The organism is Streptomyces sp. TG1A-60 (assembly GCF_037201975.1).
Classification (GTDB): domain Bacteria; phylum Actinomycetota; class Actinomycetes; order Streptomycetales; family Streptomycetaceae; genus Streptomyces.
Genome location: NZ_CP147520.1, coordinates 5,116,992 through 5,142,367, shown reverse-complemented (window position 1 = coordinate 5,142,367; position 25,376 = coordinate 5,116,992). Strand labels below are relative to the sequence as shown.

Annotated in this window: 19 protein-coding genes and 3 pseudogenes; 1 reads left to right on the top strand and 21 read right to left on the bottom strand. The window is 71.8% G+C overall.

Annotated elements, in window-relative coordinates; translation table 11 throughout:
• Window positions 1–12: 12 nt before the first annotated feature.
• The 8 genes and pseudogenes from WBG99_RS22310 to WBG99_RS22275 all read right to left on the bottom strand — a co-directional run.
• Window positions 13–252 (bottom strand): annotated as a pseudogene (locus tag WBG99_RS22310) (type II toxin-antitoxin system death-on-curing family toxin); the annotation flags it as partial.
• 130 nt (window positions 253–382) lie between these two features.
• Complete coding sequence (locus WBG99_RS22305; protein ID WP_338898005.1) at window positions 383–1,009, bottom strand: SUKH-4 family immunity protein; 627 nt, start codon at window positions 1,007–1,009, stop codon at window positions 383–385.
• A gap of 165 nt (window positions 1,010–1,174) precedes the next feature.
• Window positions 1,175–3,490, bottom strand: coding sequence for a molybdopterin cofactor-binding domain-containing protein (locus tag WBG99_RS22300; protein WP_338898004.1), 2,316 nt, complete (start codon window positions 3,488–3,490; stop codon window positions 1,175–1,177).
• Window positions 3,487–5,361, bottom strand: coding sequence for a 2Fe-2S iron-sulfur cluster-binding protein (locus WBG99_RS22295; RefSeq protein ID WP_338898002.1), 1,875 nt, complete (start codon window positions 5,359–5,361; stop codon window positions 3,487–3,489). The genes WBG99_RS22300 and WBG99_RS22295 overlap by 4 nt, the downstream gene beginning before the upstream one ends.
• Window positions 5,358–6,251, bottom strand: coding sequence for an FAD binding domain-containing protein (locus WBG99_RS22290; protein ID WP_338898001.1), 894 nt, complete (start codon window positions 6,249–6,251; stop codon window positions 5,358–5,360). The genes WBG99_RS22295 and WBG99_RS22290 overlap by 4 nt, the downstream gene beginning before the upstream one ends.
• A gap of 277 nt (window positions 6,252–6,528) precedes the next feature.
• Window positions 6,529–7,124: pseudogene (locus tag WBG99_RS22285) on the bottom strand (family 20 glycosylhydrolase); the annotation flags it as partial.
• A gap of 172 nt (window positions 7,125–7,296) precedes the next feature.
• A complete protein-coding gene (locus tag WBG99_RS22280) occupies window positions 7,297–7,572 on the bottom strand; it encodes a DUF3039 domain-containing protein (protein ID WP_338898000.1) in 276 nt (91 codons plus the stop codon).
• Window positions 7,573–7,601: 29 nt separating this feature from the next.
• Complete coding sequence (locus WBG99_RS22275) at window positions 7,602–8,174, bottom strand: YqgE/AlgH family protein (RefSeq protein WP_338897999.1); 573 nt, start codon at window positions 8,172–8,174, stop codon at window positions 7,602–7,604.
• 311 nt (window positions 8,175–8,485) lie between these two features.
• Here WBG99_RS22275 and murA point away from each other — a divergent pair, with 311 nt between their 5' ends.
• Complete coding sequence (gene murA / locus WBG99_RS22270) at window positions 8,486–9,832, top strand: UDP-N-acetylglucosamine 1-carboxyvinyltransferase (RefSeq protein WP_338897998.1); 1,347 nt, start codon at window positions 8,486–8,488, stop codon at window positions 9,830–9,832.
• 329 nt (window positions 9,833–10,161) lie between these two features.
• On the opposite strand, the gene WBG99_RS22265 is transcribed toward murA, so the two are convergent.
• From WBG99_RS22265 to WBG99_RS22205, 13 genes and pseudogenes are all read right to left on the bottom strand, one after another.
• On the bottom strand, window positions 10,162–10,443 hold the full coding sequence (locus WBG99_RS22265; RefSeq protein ID WP_055512725.1) for an HU family DNA-binding protein: 282 nt from the start codon (window positions 10,441–10,443) through the stop codon (window positions 10,162–10,164).
• Between the two features lie 310 nt (window positions 10,444–10,753).
• On the bottom strand, window positions 10,754–12,166 hold the full coding sequence (locus WBG99_RS22260) for an NAD-dependent malic enzyme (protein WP_338897997.1): 1,413 nt from the start codon (window positions 12,164–12,166) through the stop codon (window positions 10,754–10,756).
• Window positions 12,167–12,591: 425 nt separating this feature from the next.
• Window positions 12,592–14,898, bottom strand: coding sequence for a UvrD-helicase domain-containing protein (locus tag WBG99_RS22255; RefSeq protein WP_338897996.1), 2,307 nt, complete (start codon window positions 14,896–14,898; stop codon window positions 12,592–12,594).
• A 104-nt stretch (window positions 14,899–15,002) separates the two neighbouring features.
• On the bottom strand, window positions 15,003–15,794 hold the full coding sequence (locus tag WBG99_RS22250) for a zf-HC2 domain-containing protein (protein ID WP_338897995.1): 792 nt from the start codon (window positions 15,792–15,794) through the stop codon (window positions 15,003–15,005).
• A gap of 29 nt (window positions 15,795–15,823) precedes the next feature.
• Window positions 15,824–16,399, bottom strand: coding sequence for a sigma-70 family RNA polymerase sigma factor (locus WBG99_RS22245; protein WP_013003188.1), 576 nt, complete (start codon window positions 16,397–16,399; stop codon window positions 15,824–15,826).
• Window positions 16,400–16,741: 342 nt separating this feature from the next.
• On the bottom strand, window positions 16,742–17,320 hold the full coding sequence (locus WBG99_RS22240; RefSeq protein WP_338897994.1) for a CGNR zinc finger domain-containing protein: 579 nt from the start codon (window positions 17,318–17,320) through the stop codon (window positions 16,742–16,744).
• Window positions 17,321–17,589: 269 nt separating this feature from the next.
• Window positions 17,590–18,738, bottom strand: coding sequence for a uroporphyrinogen-III synthase (locus tag WBG99_RS22235; protein ID WP_338897993.1), 1,149 nt, complete (start codon window positions 18,736–18,738; stop codon window positions 17,590–17,592).
• A 209-nt stretch (window positions 18,739–18,947) separates the two neighbouring features.
• Window positions 18,948–20,330, bottom strand: a complete 1,383-nt coding sequence (locus WBG99_RS22230; RefSeq protein ID WP_338897992.1) for a nitrate/nitrite transporter — start codon at window positions 20,328–20,330, stop codon at window positions 18,948–18,950.
• A 359-nt stretch (window positions 20,331–20,689) separates the two neighbouring features.
• On the bottom strand, window positions 20,690–20,830 hold the full coding sequence (locus tag WBG99_RS22225) for a hypothetical protein (protein WP_338897991.1): 141 nt from the start codon (window positions 20,828–20,830) through the stop codon (window positions 20,690–20,692).
• Between the two features lie 39 nt (window positions 20,831–20,869).
• On the bottom strand, window positions 20,870–21,679 hold the full coding sequence (locus WBG99_RS22220; protein ID WP_338897990.1) for a hypothetical protein: 810 nt from the start codon (window positions 21,677–21,679) through the stop codon (window positions 20,870–20,872).
• Window positions 21,680–21,834: 155 nt separating this feature from the next.
• Window positions 21,835–21,960 (bottom strand): annotated as a pseudogene (locus WBG99_RS22215) (acyltransferase); the annotation flags it as partial.
• Between the two features lie 79 nt (window positions 21,961–22,039).
• Entirely contained in the window at window positions 22,040–24,358 is a 2,319-nt protein-coding gene (locus tag WBG99_RS22210) for a glycosyltransferase (RefSeq protein WP_338897989.1), read from the bottom strand.
• Window positions 24,358–25,368 (bottom strand): hypothetical protein, encoded by a 1,011-nt coding sequence (locus WBG99_RS22205; RefSeq protein WP_338897988.1) that lies wholly within the window; start codon window positions 25,366–25,368, stop codon window positions 24,358–24,360. Before WBG99_RS22205 ends, WBG99_RS22210 begins: the two co-directional genes overlap by 1 nt.
• Between the last annotated feature and the right edge of the window lie 8 nt (window positions 25,369–25,376).

Here is a 25,376-nt window from a genome sequence, read left to right as displayed (position 1 = left end):
ATGGGACTCAGCTCACATCGGCTGCTCGGCAAGCTCCCGCAGAGCCTCGGAGATGACCTCGACCTCGTCCACGTCACCGGTGGCCACGGCGATCACAAGGCGTGAGGCGGCGTCGACGTCCGGCCGGAGCTGCACATCGTTCACGGCCAGGAAGACGACACAGGCTGTCCAGGCCGTGCGCTTGTTCCCGTCGACCAGGGTGCGGTTGATCGCGAGCGACCGCAGGAGTGCCGACACCTTGCCGAACAGGTCGGTGTCCGAGGCGCCGCACCACCCGGGACCTTCGTCAAGGCCCCACGCCCTTCGTGAACGGCGTACGGCAGTCCCGTCGCGGAGGAAGCCGCCCGTGCCGCGTGCATCAGCGAGCTCCGCTCGCGGGGACCTACGCGGGTTCGATTCCCGCCGCGGTCTCCCGTGCGGCACCGGAGCCCGCGCATGCCTCGTTCCGCAAGGCCTCCACCCAGCAGCCCGTCGGCGCTCCCTCGCGCTTCTCGCGGTGCAGCAGCCACAGCGTGAAGGCGAGGGTGGAGATGTCGGCGTCGAGGGGGCAGAGGGCGGACTCGGGCTCGCTCCAGTTGAGGATCGCGCCGGTGGTGCCGTCGACGACGAGGCTGTTGCCTTCGACGAAGTGGCCGAGGCGGATCAAGTGGGCGGCTCTGGGCGGAAGTCGGCCGGCGGTGGAGCCTGCCGGGTGCTCGCCGGCGTGGTACTCGGCGAGGGTCGGCAGCGGGATGTCCGTGTCGAGCTGGAAGAAGCCGTGTCCCTCGGGCAGACCCATGTCCCGCAGGAAGCGGCGGGTCGGCTCGTGGGTGAGCGTGGCCGGGAAGTCGAAGTCCTCGAAGCGCCACACGCTGCCCTGCCCGAACTCCTCGTCCAGCAGGCGGGCGGGCAGGTCGAGCGCCAGCCCCGACCGGGTGACCGGTCCACCGGCCAGCACCGCCGGGGCACTCAAGTGACCCGGTTCGTTCAGGTCGTTCAGGTCCGTCAGGCCCATTGGTCCCGTCGTCATCGTGCTCATGGCTCCCCCCAGCACATGGGTCGCTACGTGCTCCCCCACAGGGATTTCCCGACCGCCGAGCCGTCGGGCGTCCCCACTGCCAAGAACCCTACGCCGCCCCACTGACATCGCCCGACGTCCACGCGAACGAGCACGTCAGAGGCGGTGCCGGGCCGCCTACGCCCCCGTCACCACCGCCGCCTGCGGCCGGATCGGCAGGCGGTTCACGGGGCGTCCCGTGGCCGCCCGCACCGCCGCCGCGATGGCCGCAGGGGAGGTGACCACCGGCACCGCGCTGGCCGCCTTCGCGCCGAACGGGGCCACGACGTCCCGCTCCTCCACCAGTTTGACGATCTGGATGTCGGGGGCGTCCAGGGCGGTGGGCAGGGCGTAGCCGGTGAGATCGGGGTGGCGGATCAGGCCCCGAGGGGTGCGGAGGTTCTCGGTCAGCGCGACGCCGACGCCCTGGGTGACGCCCGCCTCGATACGCGCGGCGAGCTGGGCCGGGTTGAGGACCCGGCCGACGTCCTGGGCGACGGCCAGCTCCACGACCCGTACCGAGCCGAGTTCGATGTCCACGTCCACCACGGCCCGGATCGCGCAGAACGCCAGGCCCACGAACGCGTCGCCCTGGCCGGCGCCGTCCAGCGGCTCGGTGGGGTGCGGACGGCACTGGGCGGTGGCCCAGAGTTCCTTGCCGTCCAGCGCCTCCGCGACCGTGGTCGACAGGACACCGTCGTACGAGGTGATCTTGCCGTCGGTGATCTGCAACAGCTCCGTGGACATGCCGAACTTGTGCGCGAGCGGCTGCAGCAGTTGGGTGCGGACCATCTTCGCCGCACGTTCCACCGCGCCGCCCGAGACCCAGGTGTGACGGCCTCGGCAGCCTGGACCCGCCGAGGGCTGGTCGGTGTCGACCTGGGCGATGTGGACCTCGTCGATACCGAGGGTCTCTTGGACGATCTGCCGGGCGAGGGTGGAGAAGCCCTGGCCGGTGTCGACGGCCGCGCACAGGACGGTCGCGATGCCGTCGTGGACCTTCACGGTGGCGGTGGAGACCTCGTCCGCGCCCTCGGCGCCGAGCATGTGGACCATGCCGAGGCCGTAGCCGACGCCACGGCGGACCGCGCCGGGTTCGCCCGCGCCCTCGGGGCCGCCGGGCAGCAGCCACTCCTCCTCGGGCGTGTCCTTGGGCAGCGCCGGGAGCGGGAACTCCTGGACGGCCTGGAGGAGTTCGGCGACGGGGGCCGGGCAGGTCACCGACTGGCCCGTCGGCAGCACGTCACCCGTGGACATCACGTTGCGCATGCGCAGTTCCGCCGGGTCGAGCCCCAGCTTCTTCGCGAGCTTGTCCATCTGCGCCTCGTACGCGGCGCAGACCTGCATCGCGCCCTCGCCGCGCACATGGCCCGAGGGCGGGTTGTTGGTGCGTACCGCCCAGCCCTCGATGAAGGCGTTCGGTACGACGTACGGGCCGCAGGCGAACGAGACGGCGGCGGCCAGCGCCTCCGACGACGTGTCGGCGTACGCGCCCGCGTCGAGCAGGAGCTGCGCCTCCACCTTGACGAGCCTGCCCTCGGCGTCCGCGTGGTGACGGTAGCGGAGCAGGGTCGGGTGCCGGTGGGCGTGGCCCAGGAAGGACTCCTCGCGGCTGGCGGTCAGCTTCACCGGGCAGCCGGTCTTCAGGGCCAGCAGGCCGAGTGGGAGCTGGAAGCCCTGGTCCTCGCGGTCGGCGGTGGCACCGGGGACACCGGTGACGACGATCTTGACACGGTCGGGTGCCAGCCCGTAGCAGGCGGCTGCGGCGTCGCGGTCGGTGTGCGGGTCGGTGGAGGCCAGATACAGCTCGACGCCGCCGTCGGGGCGGGGCACGGCGAGGCCGGCCTCGGCACCGATGGGGGCCGGGTCCGCGCGGCCGATGCGGTACTGGCCCTCGACGACGATCTCGCCGGCCGCGTTCGGGTCGCCGTGGCGCAGCGGGATGTGCCGGATCAGGTTGCCGTCGGGGTGCAGGGGCTCGGCCTCGAAGGCCTGCTCCGGGTCGACCACCGGGTCGAGTACCTCGTACTCGACGATGACGGCGGCGGCGGCCATCCGCGCGGTGTCCGGGTGGTCGGCGGCGACGGCCGCGATGGGCTCGCCGTGGTGGCGTACGACCTCGGAGGCGAACAGGGGCCGGTCCGCCCTGCCGCGGCCGTGCAGGGCGACGCCGGGCACGTCCTCGTGGGTGACGACGGCCCGTACGCCCGGCATGTCGCGCGCGTGGGACGTGTCGATGGACACGATGCGCGCGTGCGGGTGCGGCGAGCGGAGCACGGCCGCCCACAGCAGGCCCTCGGCCCACAGATCGGCCGCGTACGGGAAGGTGCCCTCCGACTTGGCACGGGCGTCGGCGGGCGGCAGCGACGCGCCCAGGCCGTGGGGCAGCTGCTCGGGCGCGGACGCGGCCTCCCCGGGCCCCGTGGGCGTCGCGATGACGGTTTCGTTGCTCACGCCTGGCCTCCGTCCTGGCCGAACGAGCGGCCCTGACCGCCGTACGAGTCGTCCTGACCGCCGAAGGACTGGTCCTGACCGCCGTACGAGTCGCCCTGACCTCCACCAAAGCCGTGGTCCTGACCACCGAAGCTCTGGTCCTGACCACCGTACGAGTCGCCCTGACCTCCACCAAAGCCGTGGTCCTGACCACCGAAGGACTGGTCCTGACCACCGTACGAGTCGCCCTGACCCGCGAACGACATGCCCTGGCCGCCGTACGACTGGCCGGGGTCGTGCGGTGCCGGTGGTGGTGCTCCCTGGGAGTCGTGCGACGCCGCGTTGACGCCGCCCGCGCCGGGACCCGCCTGGTGCGGGATGCGTGCCTCGCCGGGGCCCGCGTCGGCCTCGTTCTCGACGGCGGCGTTCGCCTCGCGTTCGGCGACCACCTCACGTACGGCCGACAGGACGCCCCGGTAACCGGAGCAGCGGCAGAGGTTGCCGCAGAGCGCCTGGCGGGTCTCCAGATCGGTGGGGTCCGGGTTGCCCTCAAGGAGGTTGTGCACGGTCATCGCCATGCCGGGCACGCAGAAACCGCACTGCACGGCGCCGCACCGGGCGAGGGCCCGCTGCACGTCCGAGGGCTGCCCGTCGGCGGCGAGGCCCTCCACGGTGCGCACCTCGGTGCTCGCGGCGGTGACGGCCGGGACCAGGCAGGACGCCACGAGCCGCCCGTCGACCTGGACGTTGCAGGCGCCGCACTCGCCCTGCGAGCAGCCGTCCTTGGCGCCCGCGAGGCCGAGCCGCTCGCGCAGTACGTAGAGCAGCGACTCGCCGATCCAGGCGTCGCTGACGGGCCGGTCGGTGCCGTTGACGCGCAGGACGTACGAGGCGAGGGGGTGGTCGTCGTGCGGGGACGGCCCCGGCTCGACGACCGGGGCCGGGTCGCCCTCGGTCCCGGAGGCTCCGGAGGTCCCGGAGGCCACGTCGGCCTCGGCAGCGGTGGCGGACTCGGGTGCCTCCGGGGCCGTCTCCGGCTCCTCCGCGCCCGCAGTGGCCCCCGCGTCGGCCTCACCGGCCGGCTCGGCGGACTCCCGGGCGGCTTCCGGGGCCTCCTCGGCCGTCTCGCGGGCCGGAGGGGCGTACGCCCCTCCAGGAGCCTCGGAGGGCTCCCCCGGGGCCTCCGCGGTCACGCCGGACGCGCGCTCTCCCGCGTCTGCCGCCTCTCCCGCGGCGTGGTCCCCGGTCGTGTGACCCCCAGCCGTGGGGTCCTCGGCCGGGTGGTCCGCGGTGCCGTGTTCCTCGGACCGGGTCGGCGGCGGCGCGGTCCACGCCGTGCCGATCTGCTCGGTCGCCCAGGGCGCGGCGGCGCCGCCGGGGAGGGTGGCGGGCGGGGTGCCGCCCCACTGCTCGACCAGGGCCGAGGCGCTGAACTCACCGGATTCGTCCGGAAGGTCACCCCCGGCGACCGGAATCGACCACTCGCCGGTCACGTCGTGACCTGGAGCGGTGCCTTCCTGCGCGGCAGGCTCCTCGAACGTCCACTGCCCGGTCGAGCCGGGGTCGTACGTGAACCCGTCCTGCGCCGGGGGCTGCGGCTGCCCGGCGTTCGGGTCGTGCCACTGGGCGCCCTCGGCCGGCATCGCCCAGTTGCCCGGGGCGGACGGGTCGGTTCCGGCGGTGGTCGCCGGGTTGACCGCTATCGGCGGCGGCACGTAGCCGTGGCCCGGCGCGGCGAGCGGGCTGTCGCCGGCGAGGAGCGCGTCGATGCCCCCTTCGGGGAACTGGACGAAGGTGGTGGCGCCGTCGTCGTAGTCACCCTGCGGGAGTCGCTCCCAGCCACCGTGGCCACCCTGCTGCGGGGTGCCCTCTCCGTGCTGGTCGTCGGTCACGACAGTGCCCTCCCCAGTGCTCGTCGGGCCAGCGCGGCGACGGTGCGCCGCAGGTGCAGTACGGCCGGCGGAAGCGGTGGTGCGGAGCCGTCGGCCTCGGGGACCGGGTCGGGGATGCAGGCGGCTGCGACGTACTCGCCGAAGGCCTGCAGCGCCTCGGGAACGAGGGTGCGCTCGCCGTCCCAGTCGATCAGCCGGCCGACCCAGGCCTCGGCGTCCAGGGGCCTGAGCGGCATCGGCGCTACGGCTCCCACGGCGCAGCGCACCCCGCGCCGGGCGGGGTCGAGGACGAGGGCGACGGAGGCGACCGCGCGACCGGGGCCGGTGCGACCGGTGGCCTTCAGGAAGACCTGGGGCGCGTGCAGCAGCGGCACGCGCACGAACCCGATGAGTTCACCGGGGCGCAGCATCTCCATGCCGGCCAGCAGGTGCGAGACGGGCATCTCTCGGCGGGCCCCGCCCGGACCCGCGATGATCAGAGTGGCCTCCAGGGCGGCGAGCACGGGCAACGCGTCCCCGGTGGGGGCGGCCGTCGCGATGTTGCCGCCCAGGGTGCCCGCGTTGCGGATCTGGGGCGGTCCGGCGGCGCGCGCGGCGGCGGCGAGCGTCGGAATGAGCGCCGCGAAGTCCGGGCGCCCCATCCGCGCATGCGTCAGGCCGGCGCCGAGCAGGGCGTGTCCGTCCTGGTACTGCCAGCCGCGGATCTCGCTGATCTTGCCGAGACCGACCAGCGCGGCGGGCCTGAGCTGCCCGGAGTTGACCGCGGCCATGAGGTCCGTGCCACCCGCCACCGGAACCGCCCAGGGCATGGCGGCGAGGGCCGCCACGGCCTCGTCCAGCGAGCCGGGCAGGGTCACGGCCTGCGCCGCCTGCGGTGCGTGCGTGGTCAAACCGGCTGCCCCTTCCCGCTGCCCCACCTGGTCCGCCTGTGTTGCCGTACGGTACGTGCTGACAGGGTGGACGTGGCAACTCTGGCACATTCTCGCGAGGCCCGAACGCGGGGGTCCGCTAGGAGGCATTCGCCCGCCTCGCCCGAGAGATGGTCCGTTTCGGCACGACATCACCAATAGAGGCGAATTGCCACTCTCCGGTGGCCTTGAGCCTCTTGTTCCTTCTGGGTCACCGTCGCAGAGCACGCGCTTTCGGGTGTACGGGTTCGCGGTCGCCTCACACGTTCGGGGGCGTTTGCTCGATCGTACGTCCGAGCACACCGGGCCGTCGCTGCCACGGACGCGGGCCCGAAGGCGGCCGACAACCGACCCTCCAGGGCGTCAAGTCGCCGGTAACGGGCCGTCATCCGGCGCTCGAAGTCCGCGGAGTCCCGCTCGGCGGGGGCCGGCAGCCTGCTCCGGCCACCTCGGTGAAGGCCGGACTCGGGAACGTCCGGTGATCCACGCGCGCGGGGTCCTCCATCACCTCGGTCCACACGTTGGCCTGGATGCCCAGCACATGCCGCGCCTCGTCGGGCGTCGACTCCGGGGGAACGGGCTCGAACCGGAAGACGTCCTCCGGGGTGCGTACGCGGCCGATGGGCACCGGCTCGTCGGGGCCGCCGCCTGGCGGTGGTCCAGATACACCCGCCGCTCGGGGCACATGACCACGTCGTGTCCCGGGCGTGCCGCCGTGATGCCGCCCGCACGGCCCCGCCAGGAGGACACGGCCGCACGCGGCGCGAGGCCGCCCTGAAGGATCTCGTCCCATCCGATCAGGCGACGCCCGCGCACGGTCGGCCAGTTGTCGAAGTGCCGGACGAACCACGACTGCCCGGACGTGCCCGCGGTGACCAAGGGGAGGCGGACACCCTGTGCGGGCCAGGACACAGCCGTTGACGAAGTAAGGCCGAAATCCTGTCGGCGCGGCCCCGGCGAACAGCAAGCCCCGGGGCGCAACAAGACCGCGGTACCCGCTCAAGGCACCGCGGTCGCACCAGCCGGGCTACTTCTTGTCGTCGTCTCCCCCACCCGCGCCGAGGGACTCGAAGATCTCCTTGCACATGGGGCACACGGGGTACTTCTTCGGGTCACGGCCCGGGACCCACACCTTGCCGCACAACGCCACGACGGGCGTGCCGTCGAGGGCGCTCGCCATGATCTTGTCCTTCTGGACGTAGTGGGCGAAGCGCTCGTGGTCACCATCGCCGTGCGACGTCTGCGGCGTCGGTTCGACGAGGGTCCCCGTACCAGTACCGCGCTCGGGTTCAAGAGTGCTCATGACTGCAAGGGTACTGAAGCTCACACGCATCAGTTGAGCGAAGGGTCGTCCGGGTACGTGGCCACCATCGCGAGTTCGCTGCGCTGACGGCGCAGGACCTCGCGCCAGAGTCGCTCCGGGGACGGCGAGGAGACATCGCCGGGTTCGGACTCGACGACGTACCAGGCGCCCTCCGCCAGTTCGTCCTCCAGTTGGCCGGGGCCCCAGCCGGCGTACCCGGCGAAGATGCGCAGCGAGCCGAGCGCGGAGGCCAGCAGTTCCGGCGGGGCCTCCAGATCGACCAGGCCGATCGCGCCGTGGACGCGCCGCCAGCCGAGTGGGGACCGGTCCACGGAGCCGCCGCCGGGTATCACCGCGACTCCGAGCGCGGAGTCCAGCGACACCGGGCCGCCCTGGAAGACGACCCCGGGTTCGCCGGCGAGTTCCGCCCAGCCCGCCAGGATGTCGCCAACGTCCACCGGGGTCGGACGGTTGAGGACCACCCCGAGAGAGCCCTCCTCGTCGTGGTCGAGGAGCAGCACCACCGCACGGTCGAAGTTCGGATCCGCCAGGGCGGGCGTGGCCACGAGCAGCCGCCCTGTGAGCGAGGACACCTCGGTCATGCGAGACATGATCCCGCATCCGGCCCGCGCGCGGGGAGCCAATCCCCCTAGCGGTGTGCACGCAGCTCAGGGCACACCGGTGCGTACCTCGCGCACACGCGCGACGGTGACCCCGTGTGGCGGGTGGTGAACGGTTCGTGTTGTGGCGAATCCATGACGTGGCTGGGAAGCCCTCGGGCTTACGGAAGGGGGGTGGGCGGCGATTACGCTAGCTCTCCGGCTCACGCCGCGCCGGCTCCCGCACAACGGGTCCGCCGACCGTCCGCCCACGCCGAAAAGCCCTCTGCCCAACTCCACGGAACGCGAGATCCATGACCGTCAACGGCTCTGACGACGTACTGCTTGTACACGGCGGCACCCCGCTCAGTGGCGAGATCCGTGTCCGCGGTGCGAAGAACCTCGTACCCAAGGCCATGGTCGCCGCGCTGCTCGGCAGCGGTCCGAGCCGGTTGCGCAACGTCCCCGACATCCGCGATGTCCGGGTCGTGCGCGGACTGCTGCAGCTGCATGGCGTAACAGTCCGCCCGGGCGACGAGCCGGGGGAGCTGGTGATGGACCCGACGAACGTGGAGAGCGCGAACGTCGCCGACATCGACGCCCACGCGGGTTCGTCGCGCATTCCGATCCTGTTCTGCGGTCCGCTGCTGCACCGCCTCGGCCACGCCTTCATCCCCGGTCTCGGCGGCTGCGACATCGGCGGCCGGCCGATCGACTTCCACTTCGAGGTGCTGCGGCAGTTCGGCGCGAAGATCGAGAAACGGGACGACGGACAGTACCTGGAGGCGCCGCGCCGGCTGCGCGGTACGAAGATCCAGCTGCCGTACCCGTCCGTTGGCGCGACGGAGCAGGTGCTGCTGACCGCGGTCCTCGCGGAGGGCGTGACGGAGCTCGCGAACGCGGCGATCGAGCCGGAGATCGAGGACCTCATCTGCGTCCTGCAGAAGATGGGCGCCATCATCGGGATGGACACCGACCGCACGATCCGCATCACCGGTGTGGACTCGCTCGGCGGCTACAACCACAAGGCGCTGCCGGACCGCCTGGAGGCCGCCTCCTGGGCGTCCGCCGCGCTGGCGACCGAAGGCGACATATACGTCCGGGGTGCCCAGCAGCGCTCGATGATGACGTTCCTGAACACCTTCCGGAGGGTGGGGGGTGCCTTCGAGATCGACGACGAGGGCATCCGCTTCTGGCACCCGGGCGGCCAGCTGAAGTCGATCGCCCTGGAGACGGACGTCCACCCGGGCTTCCAGACCGACTGGCAGCAGCCTCTGGTGGTGGCCCTGACACAGGCCACGGGCCTCTCGATCATCCACGAGACGGTCTACGAGTCCCGGCTGGGCTTCACCTCCGCGCTGAACCAGATGGGCGCGCACATCCAGCTCTACCGCGAGTGCCTCGGCGGCTCGAACTGCCGCTTCGGCCAGCGCAACTTCCTGCACTCCGCCGTCGTCTCCGGCCCCACCCGTCTCCAGGGCGCCGACCTGGTCATCCCCGACCTCCGCGGCGGCTTCTCCTACCTCATCGCCGCGCTCGCCGCCCAGGGCACCTCCCGCGTCCACGGCATCGAACTCATCAACCGCGGCTACGAGAACTTCATGGAGAAGCTGATGGAGCTGGGGGCGAAGGTGGAGCTGCCCGGCAAGGCGCTCGGCTGAGGCTGAGAGCAGGCACACGGCCCACGCCGCTCCCGGCCGGGGGCCCGGGGGTCATCCCCCGGACAGACACGGCACGGAGAAGCTGACGGAGCCGGGCGCGAAGGTGGAGCCGCCCGGCAAGGCGCTCGGCTGAGCCGTGCCCCGTAAGGGGCGCGAGGGCCGCGGCATCCGCGGCTCCGCCGCGGGGAGGGACCAGCCACGACACCCCCGCGGACGCGTCACGACGCGCCTCCCGAACGACGACGGGGGCGGCACCTGGTTTTCCAGGTGCCGCCCCCGTCAGGCGTTCTACGCGCCCTGCACCATCCCGTGAGGGACAGACGGCAAGGTCACTTGCCCTTGGCCGCTTCCTTGAGCTTGCTGCCCGCGGAGACCTTCACGCTGTAGCCGGCCGGGATCTGGATCGGGTCACCGGTCTGCGGGTTGCGCGCGGTACGAGCGGCACGGTGGGTGCGCTCGAAGGTCAGGAAGCCGGGGATGGTGACCTTCTCGTCGCCCTTGGAGACGATGTCACCGACGACGTCGGCGAACGCGGCCAGCACGGCGTCGGCGTCCTTGCGGGTCACCTCGGCACGGTCGGCCAGCGCGGCCACCAGCTCACTGCGGTTCATGTTGTTACTCCCGTGTTCTTCTTGCCGTTGAGGCGGACCCGGGTCCGTCGTCAGACCCTCGCGCCCAGGGACGCATCCTGCACTCACCTGCGGCGGGAAAGCCAATCCGGCACCCCTGGGAGCCACACGAACACCCTTGGGAGTCACACGGAATGCGCCACCATCGCCACGGTGGCGCGTCGACCGCTCGTGGAACGGACCGCAGGGCCCGGCAGGCCTGAGCTTGGCCGCCACACTAAAGGGCGGCACAAGCCCTCCGGCCCCGCGACGCGCCGGGGACACGGGGCCGTGGCGACCGTCACAGCCCGGTTCAGGCCGACGTCACCGCCTTCGCGGCCTCGCGCACCGCCCCGGCGACCGCGCCCGCGACCTTGTCGTTGAAGACGCTCGGGATGATGTAGTTCGGGTTCAGCTCGTCCTCGGTGACGACGTCCGCGAGGGCGGTCGCCGCGGCGAGCATCATCTCGGTGTTGACGGTCCGGGACTGCGCGTCGAGGAGACCCCGGAAGACACCCGGGAAGACCAGCACGTTGTTGATCTGGTTCGGGAAGTCGGAGCGGCCGGTGGCCACGACGGCCGCCGTCTGGCGGGCGACCGCGGGGTCGACCTCGGGGTCGGGGTTCGCGAGTGCGAACACGATCGCGTTGTCGGCCATGGCGGCCACGTCGGTGCCGTCGAGGACGTTCGGGGCCGAGACGCCGATGAAGACGTCGGCGTGGCGCACGGCCTCCTTGAGGGTGCCCATGAGGCCCTCGGGGTTGGTGTTGTCGGCGATCCAGCGCAGCGGCGAGTCGGCGGCGGCATCGACCAGGTCGGTGCGGTCGCAGTGCACGACACCGTGGATGTCGGCCACGACGGCGTTCTTCACGCCGGCGGCGATGAGCAGCTTCAGGATGGCCGTGCCGGCCGCGCCCGCGCCCGACATGACGACGCGGATGTCCCCGATCGCCTTGCCCGCGACACGAAGCGCGTTCGTCAGGGCGGCGAGGACGACGATCGCGGTGCCGTGCTGGTCGTCGTGGAAGACGGGGATGTCGAGGGCCTCGCGCAGCCGGGCCTCGATCTCGAAGCAGCGGGGTGCGGAGATGTCCTCCAGGTTGATGCCGGCGAAGCCGGGGGCGATCGCCTTGACGATCTCGACGATCGCGTCGGTGTCCTGAGTGTCCAGGCAGAGCGGCCAGGCGTCGATACCGGCGAACCGCTTGAAGAGGGCCGCCTTGCCCTCCATGACGGGCAGCGCGGCCTTGGGGCCGATGTTGCCGAGGCCCAGCACGGCGGAACCGTCCGTCACGACCGCAACGGAGTTGCGCTTGATGGTGAGGCGGCGGGCGTCCTCGGGGTTCTCGGCGATCGCCATGCAGACGCGGGCCACGCCCGGCGTGTAGATCATGGACAGGTCGTCACGGTTGCGGATCGGGTGCTTGGACTGCATCTCGATCTTGCCGCCGAGGTGCATCAGGAACGTACGGTCGGAGACCTTGCCCAGCGTGACGCCCTCGATGGTGCGCAGTTGCTCGACGATCTCGTCGGCGTGCGCGGTGGAGCTCGCGGCGATGGTGACGTCGATGCGGAGCTTCTCGTGGCCGGAGGCGGTCACGTCGAGGCCGGTCACCGAGCCTCCGTGGGACTCGACGGCCCCGGTGAGCTGGGAGACCGCGGTTCCGCTCGCGGGCACCTCCAGCCGGACCGTCATCGAGTAGGAGACGCTGGGCGCCGTTGCCATGGCCGGGTTCCTCTGCTTTCGCTGCTACTGCGTTTGCCGCGTACTGCCGTCCGATCGTCGCACCTACCGCCGGGTAGGCGTTAGCCTCCGGGGATTGCGAACGTTTTGTTCTCAACGCGAAGAGGTCCACGTCACAGCTGACGTGGACCTCTTCTGCGTGCCTTCTGGCGTGCAGTGGCACCGGCCCGCCATGCTCGCCTCGCGGCAAGTGGTCGCTCGTAGCGACGAAGGTTGGGCCCGGGGGCTTGGATCGGGCCGGTGCCACACCCAGGCTAACAAACAGATCCCGTAAGGCCATTCCTGTACCGGGAGTTGTTCTCGGGGTCGCGTCGGAGCCCGGGTGGTCGGGGGTCGTGCGGCGGGGGCGGGTGGTGTGCGGTTGCCCCGCGCGGTTCCCCGCACCCCCCACTCGGCCGTGGGCGATGTCAGTCGCGGAGGAGGTCCGGGACCGAGTTCGCGTCCGGGTCGTCGCGGTCCGCCGACACCACCGTCAGCTGCTGGGTCGCTCGGGTCAGCGCCACGTACAGGACGCGCAGCCCCGCCGGGGACTCGTCGGCGATCTCCGCCGGGGAGACGACCACCGTGGCGTCGTACTCCAGGCCCTTCGCCTCCAGGCTGCCGAGGGCGACGACGCGGTCGCCGAGGCCGGCCAGCCAGCGGGCGGCCTCCTCCCGGCGGTTCATGGCGACGACGACGCCGACGGTGCCGTCGACGAGGTCCAGGAGGCGGGCGGCCTCCGCGCGGGCCGTGCGGGCCAGGGTATCCCGTACCGCGGTGACGAAGCGGGGCTCGACGCCCGTGGAGCGGACGGCGGACGGGGACTCGGAACCGGGCATCGCCAGTGCCAGCACCTTCGCCGCCAGTTCCGCGATCTCGGCGGGGTTGCGGTAGTTGACGGTGAGGGTGAAGCGGCGGCGGGGGCGGGTGCCGAGGGCCTCGTCGCGGGCCTGGGCGGCCTCGTCGGGGTCGGACCAGGAGGACTGGGCGGGGTCGCCGACGACCGTCCAGGTGGCGTGGCGGCCACGGCGGCCCACCATGCGCCACTGCATCGGGGTGAGGTCCTGCGCCTCGTCGACGATGACGTGCGCGTACTCGGTCCGCTCCTGGGCCAGCCGCTCGGCCCGCTCACGCTGGGTCTCCTCACGTACGGGCATCAGCTCCTCCAGGCCCGTGAGCTGGTCCAGGGGGTCGAGCTCGCGCTTCTTCCGGGGGCGGGCCGGCAGGCCGAGGATCGCCTGGAGTTCGTCCAGCATGGCGACGTCGTGGACGGAGAGGCCGTCCCGCTTGAGGGAGCGGGCCACCCGGCGGACCTCACCCGGATTCAGGACGCGCCGGGCCCAGCGACCGAGGCGGCGCTCGTCGGCCATCGCGGCGAGCACCCCGCGCGGGGTCAGCTCGGGCCACCAGGCGTCGAGGAAGGCGATGAACGCGTCCTCGCTCGTGATGTCCTCGTCGAAGGAGGAACGCAGCTCGGCTGCCAGCTCCGGGTCGGTGTGGCGGCCGGCCGCCCCCGACCGCTCCCACAGGGCGTCCAGGAGCAGTTTGCGGGCGCGGGGGCGCAGCAGGTTGACGGGGGCCGTGCCGCCGAGCGCGTCGTGGCGGACGCGGTCCAGTGCGGCGGCCTCCAGTTCGAGGCGGCGGCCGAAGGCGACGACACGGAGGCGGGCGGGCGCCTCGCTCGACTCCAGCGCGCCCCGGGCGGCCTTCCGCAGCACCTTGAGCATGCGGTACGAGCCCTTGGCGCGGGCCACGGCCGGGGGGTCGTACAGCGTGGCCTCGGCTCCGCCCGTGTCTTCGGCCAGTGAGCCGATCGCGCGGATGGCGACCTGGCCCTCCTCACCGAGGGACGGCAGGACGCCCTCGGTGTACGCGACCAGCAGCGGGGTCGGGGAGACGATCAGGATGCCGCCCGCGTACCGGCGCCGGTCCTGGTAGAGCAGGTAGGCGGCGCGGTGCAGGGCGACGGCGGTCTTGCCGGTGCCGGGGCCGCCCTCGACGTACGTCACGGAGGCGGCGGGGGCGCGGATGACCAGGTCCTGTTCGGCCTGGATGGAGGCGACGATGTCGCGCATGGTGTGGCTGCGGGCCTGGCCGAGGGCGGCCATGAGGGCACCGTCGCCGATGACGGGCAGTTCACCGCCGTCGAGGAATGCCTTCAGCTCGGGGCGCATCAGGTCGTCCTCGACTCCGAGCACCTTGCGGCCCTTGGAGCGGATGACCCGGCGGCGGACGACCCGGCCGGGGTCGACCGGGGTCGAGCGGTAGAAGGGGGCCGCCGCCGGGGCCCGCCAGTCGATGACCAGCGGCGCGTAATCGGAGTCCAGGACACCGATGCGGCCGATGTGGAGGGTCTCGGCGATGTCGGCGGTGCTGTCGGGGCGGACGGCGCCCTCGGCCGGCTCGACGGCGGTGTACGCGCCGTCGGGTCCCTTCTTGCCGTCCTTGCCGAGCAGCAGGTCGATACGGCCGAAGAGGAAGTCCTCGAACTCGTTGTTCAGGCGGTTCAGATGGATGCCCGCGCGGAAGACCTGGGCGTCCCGCTCCGCGAGGGCGCCGGGGGTGCCGACCTGACCGCGCTTGGCCGCGTCGTTCATCAGGAACTCCGCCTCGTGGATCTTCTCCTCAAGGCGCCGGTACACCCGGTCGAGATGTTCCTGTTCGACGCCGATCTCCCTCTCACGCACCGAGTCGTGAGCGGAGTCGAGCGTTTCCTGCTGAACCTGAGCGGCCACCCGGGCCCCCTTCTGACGTGCTGGGCAGCCGTCCACCGTACGCGAAAAGGACCCCGTCAGGCTATGTGCCCGACCGGGGTCCGTTCACCGCTTGTCCCGGCGCGTCACGTCTGGACCGAGACGAGCTTCTTCCCGCTGAAGGTCAGGACCTCGAAGTGGTCGATCTCCTCCGGGGTGAAGGCGGCTCCGCCGTGGACGTAGAGCGGGTTCCTGGCCTGCTCCGTCTTGGCGTTCTCGATGCCGTAACCCCATTTCGGGACGGACCAGGAGGTGACCGTCTCGCGCTCGCCGTTCTTTCCGACGGCGATGAGCGAGCACTTCTCCGGGCCCGTGACGTTCTTCAGCTCCAGGACCGCGTGCGTGCCCCAGGCCTTGGACTCCATGCCGACCGTGGCGGCGACCTCGGTGGACGCGTCGGTGGACGAGACCTTGTCCTTGGCGGGCATGCCGAGGAAGGCGTCCTTGGCCGGGCTCGCGGAGAGCGTGTTGCCCGACTGGCTGTCGTCCCCGCTGCCCGTCGTCGCCATCACGGCCGTCGGGCCGCCGACGATCAGGGCGACGCCGGCCGCCAGCATGAAGAAGTTGCGTCGGCTCTTCTTCGCGCGGTGCTGGACGACCTCGCCGACGAGCCGGTCCGCGAGTCCGGTGGTCGGTTTCGCGGACAGGGACTCGCCGATCGCGGGTGTGCCCTGGGAAGCGGGCAGGTCCGCGAGCGCGGCCAGCATCGGCTCCATGCCGGCCAGCTCGTCGAGCTGCTGGCCGCACCACTCGCAGGTCGCGAGATGCATCTCGAACTGTGTGGCCTCGGCGTCGTCCAGTATCCCGAGGGCGTACGCGCCGACGGTTTCGTGGATGTTGTCGCCGGAACCTTGGGCTCCTTGCACAGACCCGGGCATTCCCGGTCCATACCCCCCGTAGATGTTGCTCATGCCGTCACCCCGCGCTCCTCTAGAGCCAGTTTCATCGACCGCAGGGCGTAGAACACCCGGGAGCGGACGGTGCCACTGGGGATGCCAAGCGTCTCGGCCGCCTCATTGACCGTACGCCCTTTGAAATAGGTCTCGACCAGGACCTCCCTGTGAGCAGGCGTCAGGTCGTCCAGCGCGTCCGACAGTGTCATCAGCCACAACGCCTTGTCGATCTCGTCCTCCGCGGGGATGACCTCCAGCGGCGACGGGTCGACCTCCTGCGGCCGGGCCTGCCGGCTGCGGTGGCCGTCGATGACGATGCGGCGTGCGACCGTCACCAGCCAGGGGCGTACCGATCCGGTCGCTCGATTGAGCTGACCGGCGTTCTTCCAGGCCCGGATGAGAGTTTCCTGCACAACGTCCTCGGCGCGTTGGCGGTCGCCCGCGACCAGACGCAGCACGTACGCGAGCAAGGGTCCAGCGTGCTCGCGGTACAGCGCGCGCATCAGCTCCTCGTCAGGCTCTGAGGGCTGTGATGCGCGATGTCGGGCCCTGTGCGGGCGTTCATCGGCCACAGCGGAATCCTTGCGCACGGCTACCTCCGGTGTCCGGGGGTTCCCCCAGTCGGTCGCTCACATCGGGATACGTAGGTAACCAGTTGTGTGTTCAGAGTTGAGCCACGACTTTCTCGATTCAACGAGGGTCGGGTGGGGCACCTGGGGGACAAGCACACCCATTTCCGTCGCAAACACGGCATGCACACGCGGGAATTGTGAAGAGATCCAATTCGTGGTGTGAAAAACAGCACTGCTGCTTCTTTACGGCGGCCTGGTGTTTGCCCAACTGGCGGACGGGGCAAGGAAGATGCGCAATTCCATGCCAAGCAGGCGAAGTGGGGCGCGGAGCACCGCTGTTGAGGGCGCCGGGAAGCCGGGTCACACGCGGGCGAGGGCCGCTCGGCGGCGATGGCGGGCCACGCGTTCACGGTTGCCGCAGATCTCGCTGGAGCACCAACGGCGGCGCCCGCCACGGGATGTGTCGACGTATACGACGGGGCAGTTGTCGCCGGCGCACTGCCGCAGGCTCGCCCGGGCGACCGGGTCGGTGAGCAGCTCCACGGTGTCGCGGGCGATCACGGCGAGCAGGGCGGCGCGGTCGGGGGCGCGGTCCAGGGCGCGGGTGAGGACGCCGTCGTCCGTGCGGACGGCCCGGGGGGCAGGGGTTGCGGCGCGGGCCAGTTCGTTGATCCTCGCCAGGGAGATGTCGAAGGGGCGGGAGCCGGGCCCGCGGTCCGCATCGCCGGGGACCAACCGGCCGATGTGACCGCGCAGTTCCCGGAAGCCGACGAGCCAGTCCGGGGCGACGTGGTCGAGCGGGGTGCCCTCGGGGACCAGTCCGGCGGCGGTGATCCAGGTCCGCAGTCGGCCCGCCGAGTCGAGTCGTTCCTCGGGGTGCGTCGTCGCGAGGAAGTCCAGGCAGAGGTGCCCGCAGGCGAAGCGGGAGTCTTGTGCCATGTGCCTGTCACCGCCATGGGTCGCCGCGTCGGGGAGGCGTGCCTCAGGGGTTTGTACCCCCTGGAGTGCCGGGCCGCACCCCGCGCCGGAACCTGGGGCCCCTTGGGCGCGTGACAGCCGGGGGGCGACTGCGGTCGGGCGGCTGCGGATCGCACGTGGTTTCGCGCGGTTCCCCGGGCCCCTGTGGAGAGGCAGGGCCGTCCCTCAGGGGCGCGGGGAACGGCGCGACCAGCCCTCACCCACCGGCAGCTGAGCGGGAACCGGCGTTCTCAGTCGTCGCCGTACTTCGCGTCGGCCGCCGGGTCCAGGGCCAGGCGGTAGCCCCGTTTCACCACCGTCTGGATCAGCTTCGGCGCGCCGAGGGCCGTGCGGAGGCGGGCCATCGCCGTTTCGACGGCGTGTTCGTCGCGGCCGGCTCCGGGAAGGGCGCGGAGCAGTTCGGAGCGGGCGACGACCCAGCCGGGGCGGCGGCAGAGCGCGCGCAACAGCGACATGCCGGCCGGCGGGACGGGGCGGAGGGCGCCGTCGACGAGCACGGCGTGGCCGCGGACCTCCACCCGGTGGCCGGCGATGGGGAGGGTGCGGGCGCGGGCGGGGAGTTCCTTGCAGAGGAGCTGGACGAGGGGGCCGAGGCGGAAGCGTTCGGGCTGGATCGTGTCGATTCCGTGGGCCTGGAGGGGAAGGGCCGTCACCGGGCCCACGCAGGCGGGGAGCACATCGTGGTTGAGGGCGTTGAGCAACTCCGGGAGCAGGCCCCGGTCTTCGGCGCGGGAGAAGAGGGACGCGGCGGCCGGGGCGCTGGTGAAGGTCAGGGCGTCGAGGCCGCGGGCGATCGTCGAGTCGAGGAGGCGGTCCAGGGGGGTGATGTCCTCGGGGGGCATCCAGCGGTAGACGGGCACGCCCACCACCTCCGCCCCCCCGGCGCGCAGGGACTCCACGAAGCCCGGGAGCGGTTCACCGTGGAGCTGGACGGCGACACGGCGGCCCTCCACACCCTGCTCCAGCAGGCGGTCCAGTACCTCCGCCATGGATTCGGAGGAGGGGGACCACTCCTCCGTCAGACCGGCGGCGCGGATCGCGCCCTTCACCTTCGGCCCGCGCGCCAGGACTTCGACGCCCCGAAGACAGTCCAGCAGGGCCTCGCCGAGGCCCCAGCCGTCCGCTGCCTCGATCCAGCCGCGGAAGCCGATGGCGGTCGTCGCCACCACGATGTCGGGCGCCCGGCCGAGCAGGTTCCTGGTCGCGGCGAGCAGTTCGCTGTCGTCGGAGAGCGGCACGATACGCAGGGCGGGCGCGTGGAGGACCGCGGCGCCCCGGCGCTGGAGGAGCGCGCCGAGTTCGTCGGCCCGCCGGGCGGCCGTGACTCCCACGGTGAACCCCGCGAGCGGCCCGTGTTCCGGTTGAACTGTCCGATCCATCCGATCCGTCCTGTCTGGTCGATCGGCTCGATCTGGTCGCTCGGCTCGATCTGGTCGCTCGGGTCGCTGCTGTTCGTCGTACATGGCTCTCGTCCCGCAGTCGAGTCGTTGCACCTACACGCCGAACGAGCCTGTCAACAGTGCGTGACAGGCTCGGATCGGGTGGATGTCGCTGGTGTTACGTCACGCGTGTCACGGCATGGGCGATGTCACACCTCGGCGTAGCTGAGCTGCGGCTTCGACTCCGTCGCGGCCGTCACCGTAGAGGCGTTCGAAGCCGGCCGGCGAAGGTATACGGCCCAGGTCACGGCGAAGCAGACCACGTAGAAGGCGAGGAAGGCGAGGAAGGCGCCGGTGCCGGAGCCCACGGAGAGGAAGGACTGGCGCAGCGCCAGGTTGATGCCCAGACCGCCGAGCGCGCCCACCGCACCGATGATCCCCATGGCCGCACCGGACAGGCGGCGCCCGTATGCTGCCGCCGCTTCGCCTTCGAGGCCCATGGCGACGGCCTTGGTCTGGTAGATGCCGGGGATCATCTTGTACGTCGAGCCGTTGCCGATGCCGGTGAGGACGAAGAGGGCGATGAAGGCGACGGTGAACAGCGGCAGCGACTCCTGGACCGACGCGATCACGATGACGCCGGCCGCGGCGACCATGGCGACGAAGTTCCACAGCGTGATCCTGGCGCCGCCGTAGCGGTCGGCGAGCGCGCCGCCCAGGGGCCGGATCAGCGAGCCGAGCAGCGGGCCGATGAAGGTGACGTACGCGGCCTGCAGCGGCGTCCGGCCGAACTGGGTCTGCAGGACGAGGCCGAACGCGAAGCTGTAGCCGATGAAGGAGCCGAAGGTGCCGATGTAGAGGAAGGACATGATCCAGGTGTGGGCGTCCTTGACGGCCTCCTTGGCGGCGCCGGTGTCGTTCTTCAGCGACGTGATGTTGTCCATCTTGACCGCCGCGAGGACGGCGGCGACGACGATGCAGGGGATGTAGATCCCGAGCAGCACGCGCGGACCGCCGCTGGCCCCGATCACGGCGAGACCGATGAGCTGCACGACCGGGACACCGACATTGCCGCCGCCCGCGTTGAGGCCGAGGGCCCAGCCCTTCTTCCGCAGCGGGAAGAAGGCGTTGATGTTGGTCATGGAGGAGGCGAAGTTGCCGCCGCCGATACCGGCGAGCATCGCGCAGACCAGGAACGTGCTGAACGAGGTCCCCGGCTCCATCACGAGGAAGGCCGCGACGGTCGGGACGAGCAGCAGGCTCGCCGAGACGACCGTCCAGTTGCGGCCGCCGAAGATCGCCACCGCGAAGGTGTACGGAATGCGCACGATCGCGCCGACCAGCGTGGCCATCGAGACGATGAAGAACTTGTCGGCCGGCGTGAGCCCGTACTCGGGGCCCATGAACAGCACCATCACCGACCACACGGTCCAGATGGAGAAGCCGATGTGCTCGGAGAGCACCGAGAACAGGAGGTTGCGGCGGGCGACCTTCTCACCGGTCTCGTTCCAGAATGCCTCGTCCTCCGGATCCCAGTGCTCGATCCAGCGGCCTCCCCTGCTCGCGGCGGGGGATGTACTCGGGGCTGTCATGACGCCTCCACGTTCTCCGGGGCTCGGGTGGTGCGGTGGGTGATGAGGGGTGATGGTCCCGAAGGTAGGGAGAGTGCGTTTCCTGCCTGTGGCACCCGGTGACCGGAAAGGAACTTTGCTCTCACGGGTGGGCGGCACGGCCGGTGAGGAATCGGTGAGCGGGGCGTCATAGCGTGTGGTCACGCCGCCTTCGGCGCGGCCCGCATGCCAAGGTGAACGCACCGGGTGCCGTCGCTCAGTGTGGCGAAGACCACAGGCACCCAGTCCTCTGCGAAGGAGGCGCCGCCGCCCGGCTTCGCCGGACGGCCCCCGGACATGACGATGCGTACAGCGTACCGATCTGAGGTCGTAGGAGCGTTTCAGCCGTGGTGCCGGGGCCGGAGCGCGCAGACCTTCCAGGAGAAGCGGCGCAGACGCGCCTGTTCGACATGTGCGGCGGTGTCGTCACGCCAGGTGGTGCGGAGACGGCGCGCCAGGACGGACGGCCACGCCGTCGGCACCGGAGGTCTTCGGGGCTGCCGCTGCGGAGGCGAGCGGGTTCAGCCCGACGCCTCGCCCACATAGCCGAGCGTGTCCGTGCCGCCGGCCTCCCAGGTGATGACCACGTCGTCACCGGAGCGGCGGACCGTGGCGAAGGTGATGTCGTCGTCGTCGACGTCCGGGGAGGCCATGGGCCTGAGGGCCATGCGGAAGTTGTTCTCGTCGCGGTAGGCGCCGACGCCGGTCAGGATGCCCTTGCCGCCGATCATGTCGATGTAGGACAGGGAGTGCTGGCCCTTGGTGCTTCCCGCGGTCTGCTCGGCGCCGATCGTCAGGGTCCTGGCGTCGTCGTCCTGCCACTGGCCCTCGACGCCCTTGCCGGGCACGGTGCCCGGACCGTCGTCCACGCCGTCGTCGGGCGTCCCGGTGGCCCCGTCGGCGGGCTCCTCCGTCGGGCTCGCGGACTCGCTCGCCGACGCCGAGACGCTCTGCTCGGGCTTCGCCGCGGTCTCGTCGTCCCCGTCGGCGGTGAGGAGGAAGGCACCACCGCCGATCACCGCGAGCGCCGCCACGACGGCCACGATGATCAGCGCGACCTTGCCGCCGCCACCGCCGGAGGGCGGGGGCGGCGGCGGGTAACCCCCGTACTGGGGCCCGTAGTTGGGCGCCCCCGGCGCGCCCGGCGCACCCCCGTACGGCGGCTGCCCGCCACCCCCGTACGGCTGCTGCGGAGCCGTCGCGTACGGGTTCGGCGGCTGGCCGGGGGCCTGGCCCGGGGCCGGCGGGGGCGCGTACGGCCCCGGGTACGGCTGCTGCGGCGGCTGGGCGCCGTAACCGTCGTGCGGCGGCTGGCCGGGGGGCTGAGTCATCGGTGTGTGTCACTCCTCGGGTCGCTTCGGCGAGGCAAGGGACGCCTGCCTCAAGCGAGCCCAACATCCACCACCCGCTCAGTCGTACGCAAGTGCGTATCCCGCTTGGTTACGTGGTCAATACATGACCGAACGCACGCAAGTGACCGCCCGCGTCAGGGCCTTCCCCCAGCCCTTCCACGATCCGCACCCTTCGGCCACAACCTCGGCCTCCGCCGCGCCGCCAGAACCTCCGCCCAGCCGAAGGCGACGACACAGCCGACGATGAGCAGCCAGGTCAGGCCCGGAGGAGGTCGAAGTAGCGGTACCGGGCGGGAGGGGCGAGCGGGGTCCGGGGCGTGGAGTCCTGGGTGAGCGTGCTCATCCGACCGGCCTCCGCTCCCCCGCCTGCCGGGACGGCACGGCCGGGTCGGCGCCCGGCAGCCCCACGGCCCCCGTCCGCCGCAGCTTCTGCCACCGCAGCCGGCCGCCGATCAACGCCGTGATCCACGACTGCAGCAGGACGACGTACATGAGCTGGCGGTAGAGGAGTTGCTGGAGCGGCAGCGAGATCAGGTGGGTCATGCGCTCCTTGTCGAGGTGGAACGCGTACGCCGCGCACACCACCTGGACGGCCAGGACGCCCAGCCACGCGCCGATCGTCTTCTCCGTGGGCCCGAACACCAGCCCGTAGAGGAGGAAAACGTCGATGAGGGGGGCCAGCAGGGGCGCCACCACCATGAACAGCGAGACCAGCGGTAGCCCCACGCGCCCGAAGCGGCCCGACGCACCCCGGTCGAAGACCGCTCCCCGGTGCTTCCAGATGGCCTGCATCGTGCCGTACGACCAGCGGTAGCGCTGCGACCACAACTGCTGGACGGATTCCGGGGCTTCGGTCCAGGCGCGGGCCTTCTCCGCGTACACCACGTGCCAGCCGTCGCGGTGCATGGCCATGGTGATGTCGGTGTCCTCGGCGAGGGTGTCCTCGCTCATGCCGCCGACACGTTCGAGCGCCTCGCGGCGGAACGCCCCGACCGCGCCGGGGATCGTCGGCATGCAGCGCAGGATGTCGTACATCCGGCGGTCGAGGTTGAAGCCCATCACGTACTCGATGTGCTGCCAGGCCCCGATGAGGCTGTCCCGGTTGCCGACCTTGGCGTTGCCCGCGACCGCGCCCACCCGGGGGTCGGCGAACGGCTGGACCAGCTCACGGACGGTGGACGGTTCGAAGACCGTGTCGCCGTCCATCATGACGATCAGGTCGTACCGGGCGTTGGCGATGCCCCGGTTGAGGGCGGCGGGCTTGCCCGCGTTGAGCTGCCGTACGACGCGGACGCCCGGCAGGTCCTGGCTCAGCTCCTCGACGATGCGGGCCGTGCCGTCGCTGGAGCCGTCGTCGATGACCAGCACCTCGATGGGGTGGTCGCTCGCCACCAGCGAACGGACGGTCTGCTCGATGCACTTGGCCTCGTTGTACGCCGGCACGAGGACGGACACCGGCTCGGTGACGGGCCCGTCCGGTCCCCAGCGGAAGTTCCGGCGCCGGACCCGGCGGGCGTGCGCGATCGACAGCACCAGCATCAGGCCGAAGCGTGCGAGGACGAGGACGCCGACGACCGCGAGGGCGACGACGAGGATGCTCGTCGTCTTCTCCGACGTCTGCACGAGTGTCACCCAGACCTTGCCCTTCCACAGGCCGAGCCCCCTGACGGGGGTGTGCGCGCTGGGCGCGTCGAGGGCCCCGGTCAGGGTCTCGAACTCGTATCCCTTGACCACGAGTCGGCTGATGTACCGGTCCAGCGCGGCGACGGTCTGCGAGCGGTCGCCGCCTGAGTCGTGCATCAGAACGACCGCGCCCTCGCCGCGCTCGGGCGTCGACCTGCGGATGATCTCGTCGACACCCGGCCGCTGCCAGTCCTGGCTGTCGACGTCGCTGACGACGGTGATGTAGCCGCGGCTGCCGATGTACTCCGTCACCGGCCACGTCCGGTTGTCCATGCGCGCCGAGAACGACGAGTACGGCGGCCGGAACAGCGAGGTGCGGATGCCCGCCGCGCCCGCGAGGGCGAGCTGGTTCTGGGACAGCTCCCAGTCGATGCGGTCCTTGGACTGGAGAGTCAGGTCCGGGTGGTTGAAGGTGTGCAGGCCGATCTCGTGGCCCTCGTCGACCATGCGCTCGACCAGGTCCGGGTAGCGCGAGGCCATCGTGCCGGTGATGAAGAAGACGGCCCTGGCCTCGTGCTTCTTCAGCACGTCGAGGACCTTGGGGGTCCATGTGGGGTCCGGCCCGTCGTCGAAGGTCAGGACCAGCTCGTGGTCGGGGATGTCGAGACTGGTCCCGCGTCCCGGGCGGGTGTCGATCACCGGCCCGCCCTCCAGGATCTTCTTCGGCACCCGGTCGTTCGACACGGGCGGCCGGACCCGGTGGTCCGCGAGGATCTCGCTGTGCACGTAACCGCGCAGCATCAGCATGGCCATCAGCCCGAGGAGCAGCACACAGGGCAGCAGATGGCGCAGCGGCACCCGCCGCCCGACCCGCTTGCGCGCCCCCTTCTGCGAGTGCTTCGCGGAGCCGTTCGCCGTGCTGGTGGCGGTGGGGCCCGCGGTGTCCTCCTCGGTGGTGCCCGTGGACGGACGCGGTGAGCGGGTACGGCGCTGGGCGGCACGTGACGACGTGCCGCCGCGCTTGGAGCGGGTCATCAGGCGGGGCTCTCCGGGTTCTGCGGGTTCTGCGGCTCCTGCGGGCTCTGCCGCTCTTCCGGGCTCTGCGGGCTCTCCGAGGTCGACGGTTCCGGCTCGACGGGCACCGGGGACGCCGGGCCCTGGGCGACGGGGTCCGAGCCGGAGCCCGGAGAGGTGCCGGGCCCGGGGTCACCGGAGTCCGAGGGTTCCGGCGAGGGCGAGGCCGGGGGGCTGGGGTCGGGCTTGCGCGGTTCCGGCGCGGAGACGGAGGGCTCCGGGGCCTGCGCGCTGGTGCTCGGCCTCGGCCCCGGCTTCGGCTCGCCGCCGGTGCCGGGGCCGGCCGAGGGCTTGGCTCCGGTGGACGCCGCCGGCTTCTCGGCCGGGCCCGAGGAGCCGGTCGGTGACTTGCCGCCGGGCGAGGACGTCGCTCCCGTCGGGGCCGACGCGGGGCCCGGCCCCGGCCCCGGTACGTCGCCGTCCGCCGTGTCGGCCCGCCCGGCCGGCTCGTCCGGCAGCGGCGGTGTGTCCACCTTGCCCGCCGGCTTGTCGTCCTTCTGCATCGGCACGGGCAGCCAGGGCGCGTCCGAGTTGCCCGACACCAACGTGCCTACGATGACCACGGCGTACGCCGCGCAGGCCGTACCGACGGCGATACCGAGCCGCCGGTAGAGGCTCCGGCGCCGCCCCGACTCGTCGACGAAGACCGGCCCGTCGGACCCCTGGGCGCTCGCGGACACCGCCGCGTCCTTTCCGGCGTGCCTGCCGGACTTCTCGTCGACCTGCCGGCCGAGACCGTCGAGTTGGACGGTCACCTCGTGCGGGTCATGACTGCGACCGGGCTGACCGGGCTGCTCCCAGGCCACCGCCGCACCACTCGACGCTCCCGTCTCAAGCTCCGAGGCCTGCGCGGCGCTCGGCTGCCTGGGGACTCCGACGGCAGCGCTCGACTGCCCGGCGATCCCCGCTCCGTACTCCGGCTCCACCGGGGACACGGCCCCCGTTCCGGCCGCGGCCTCGGGCCACGCCACTTCGTCTC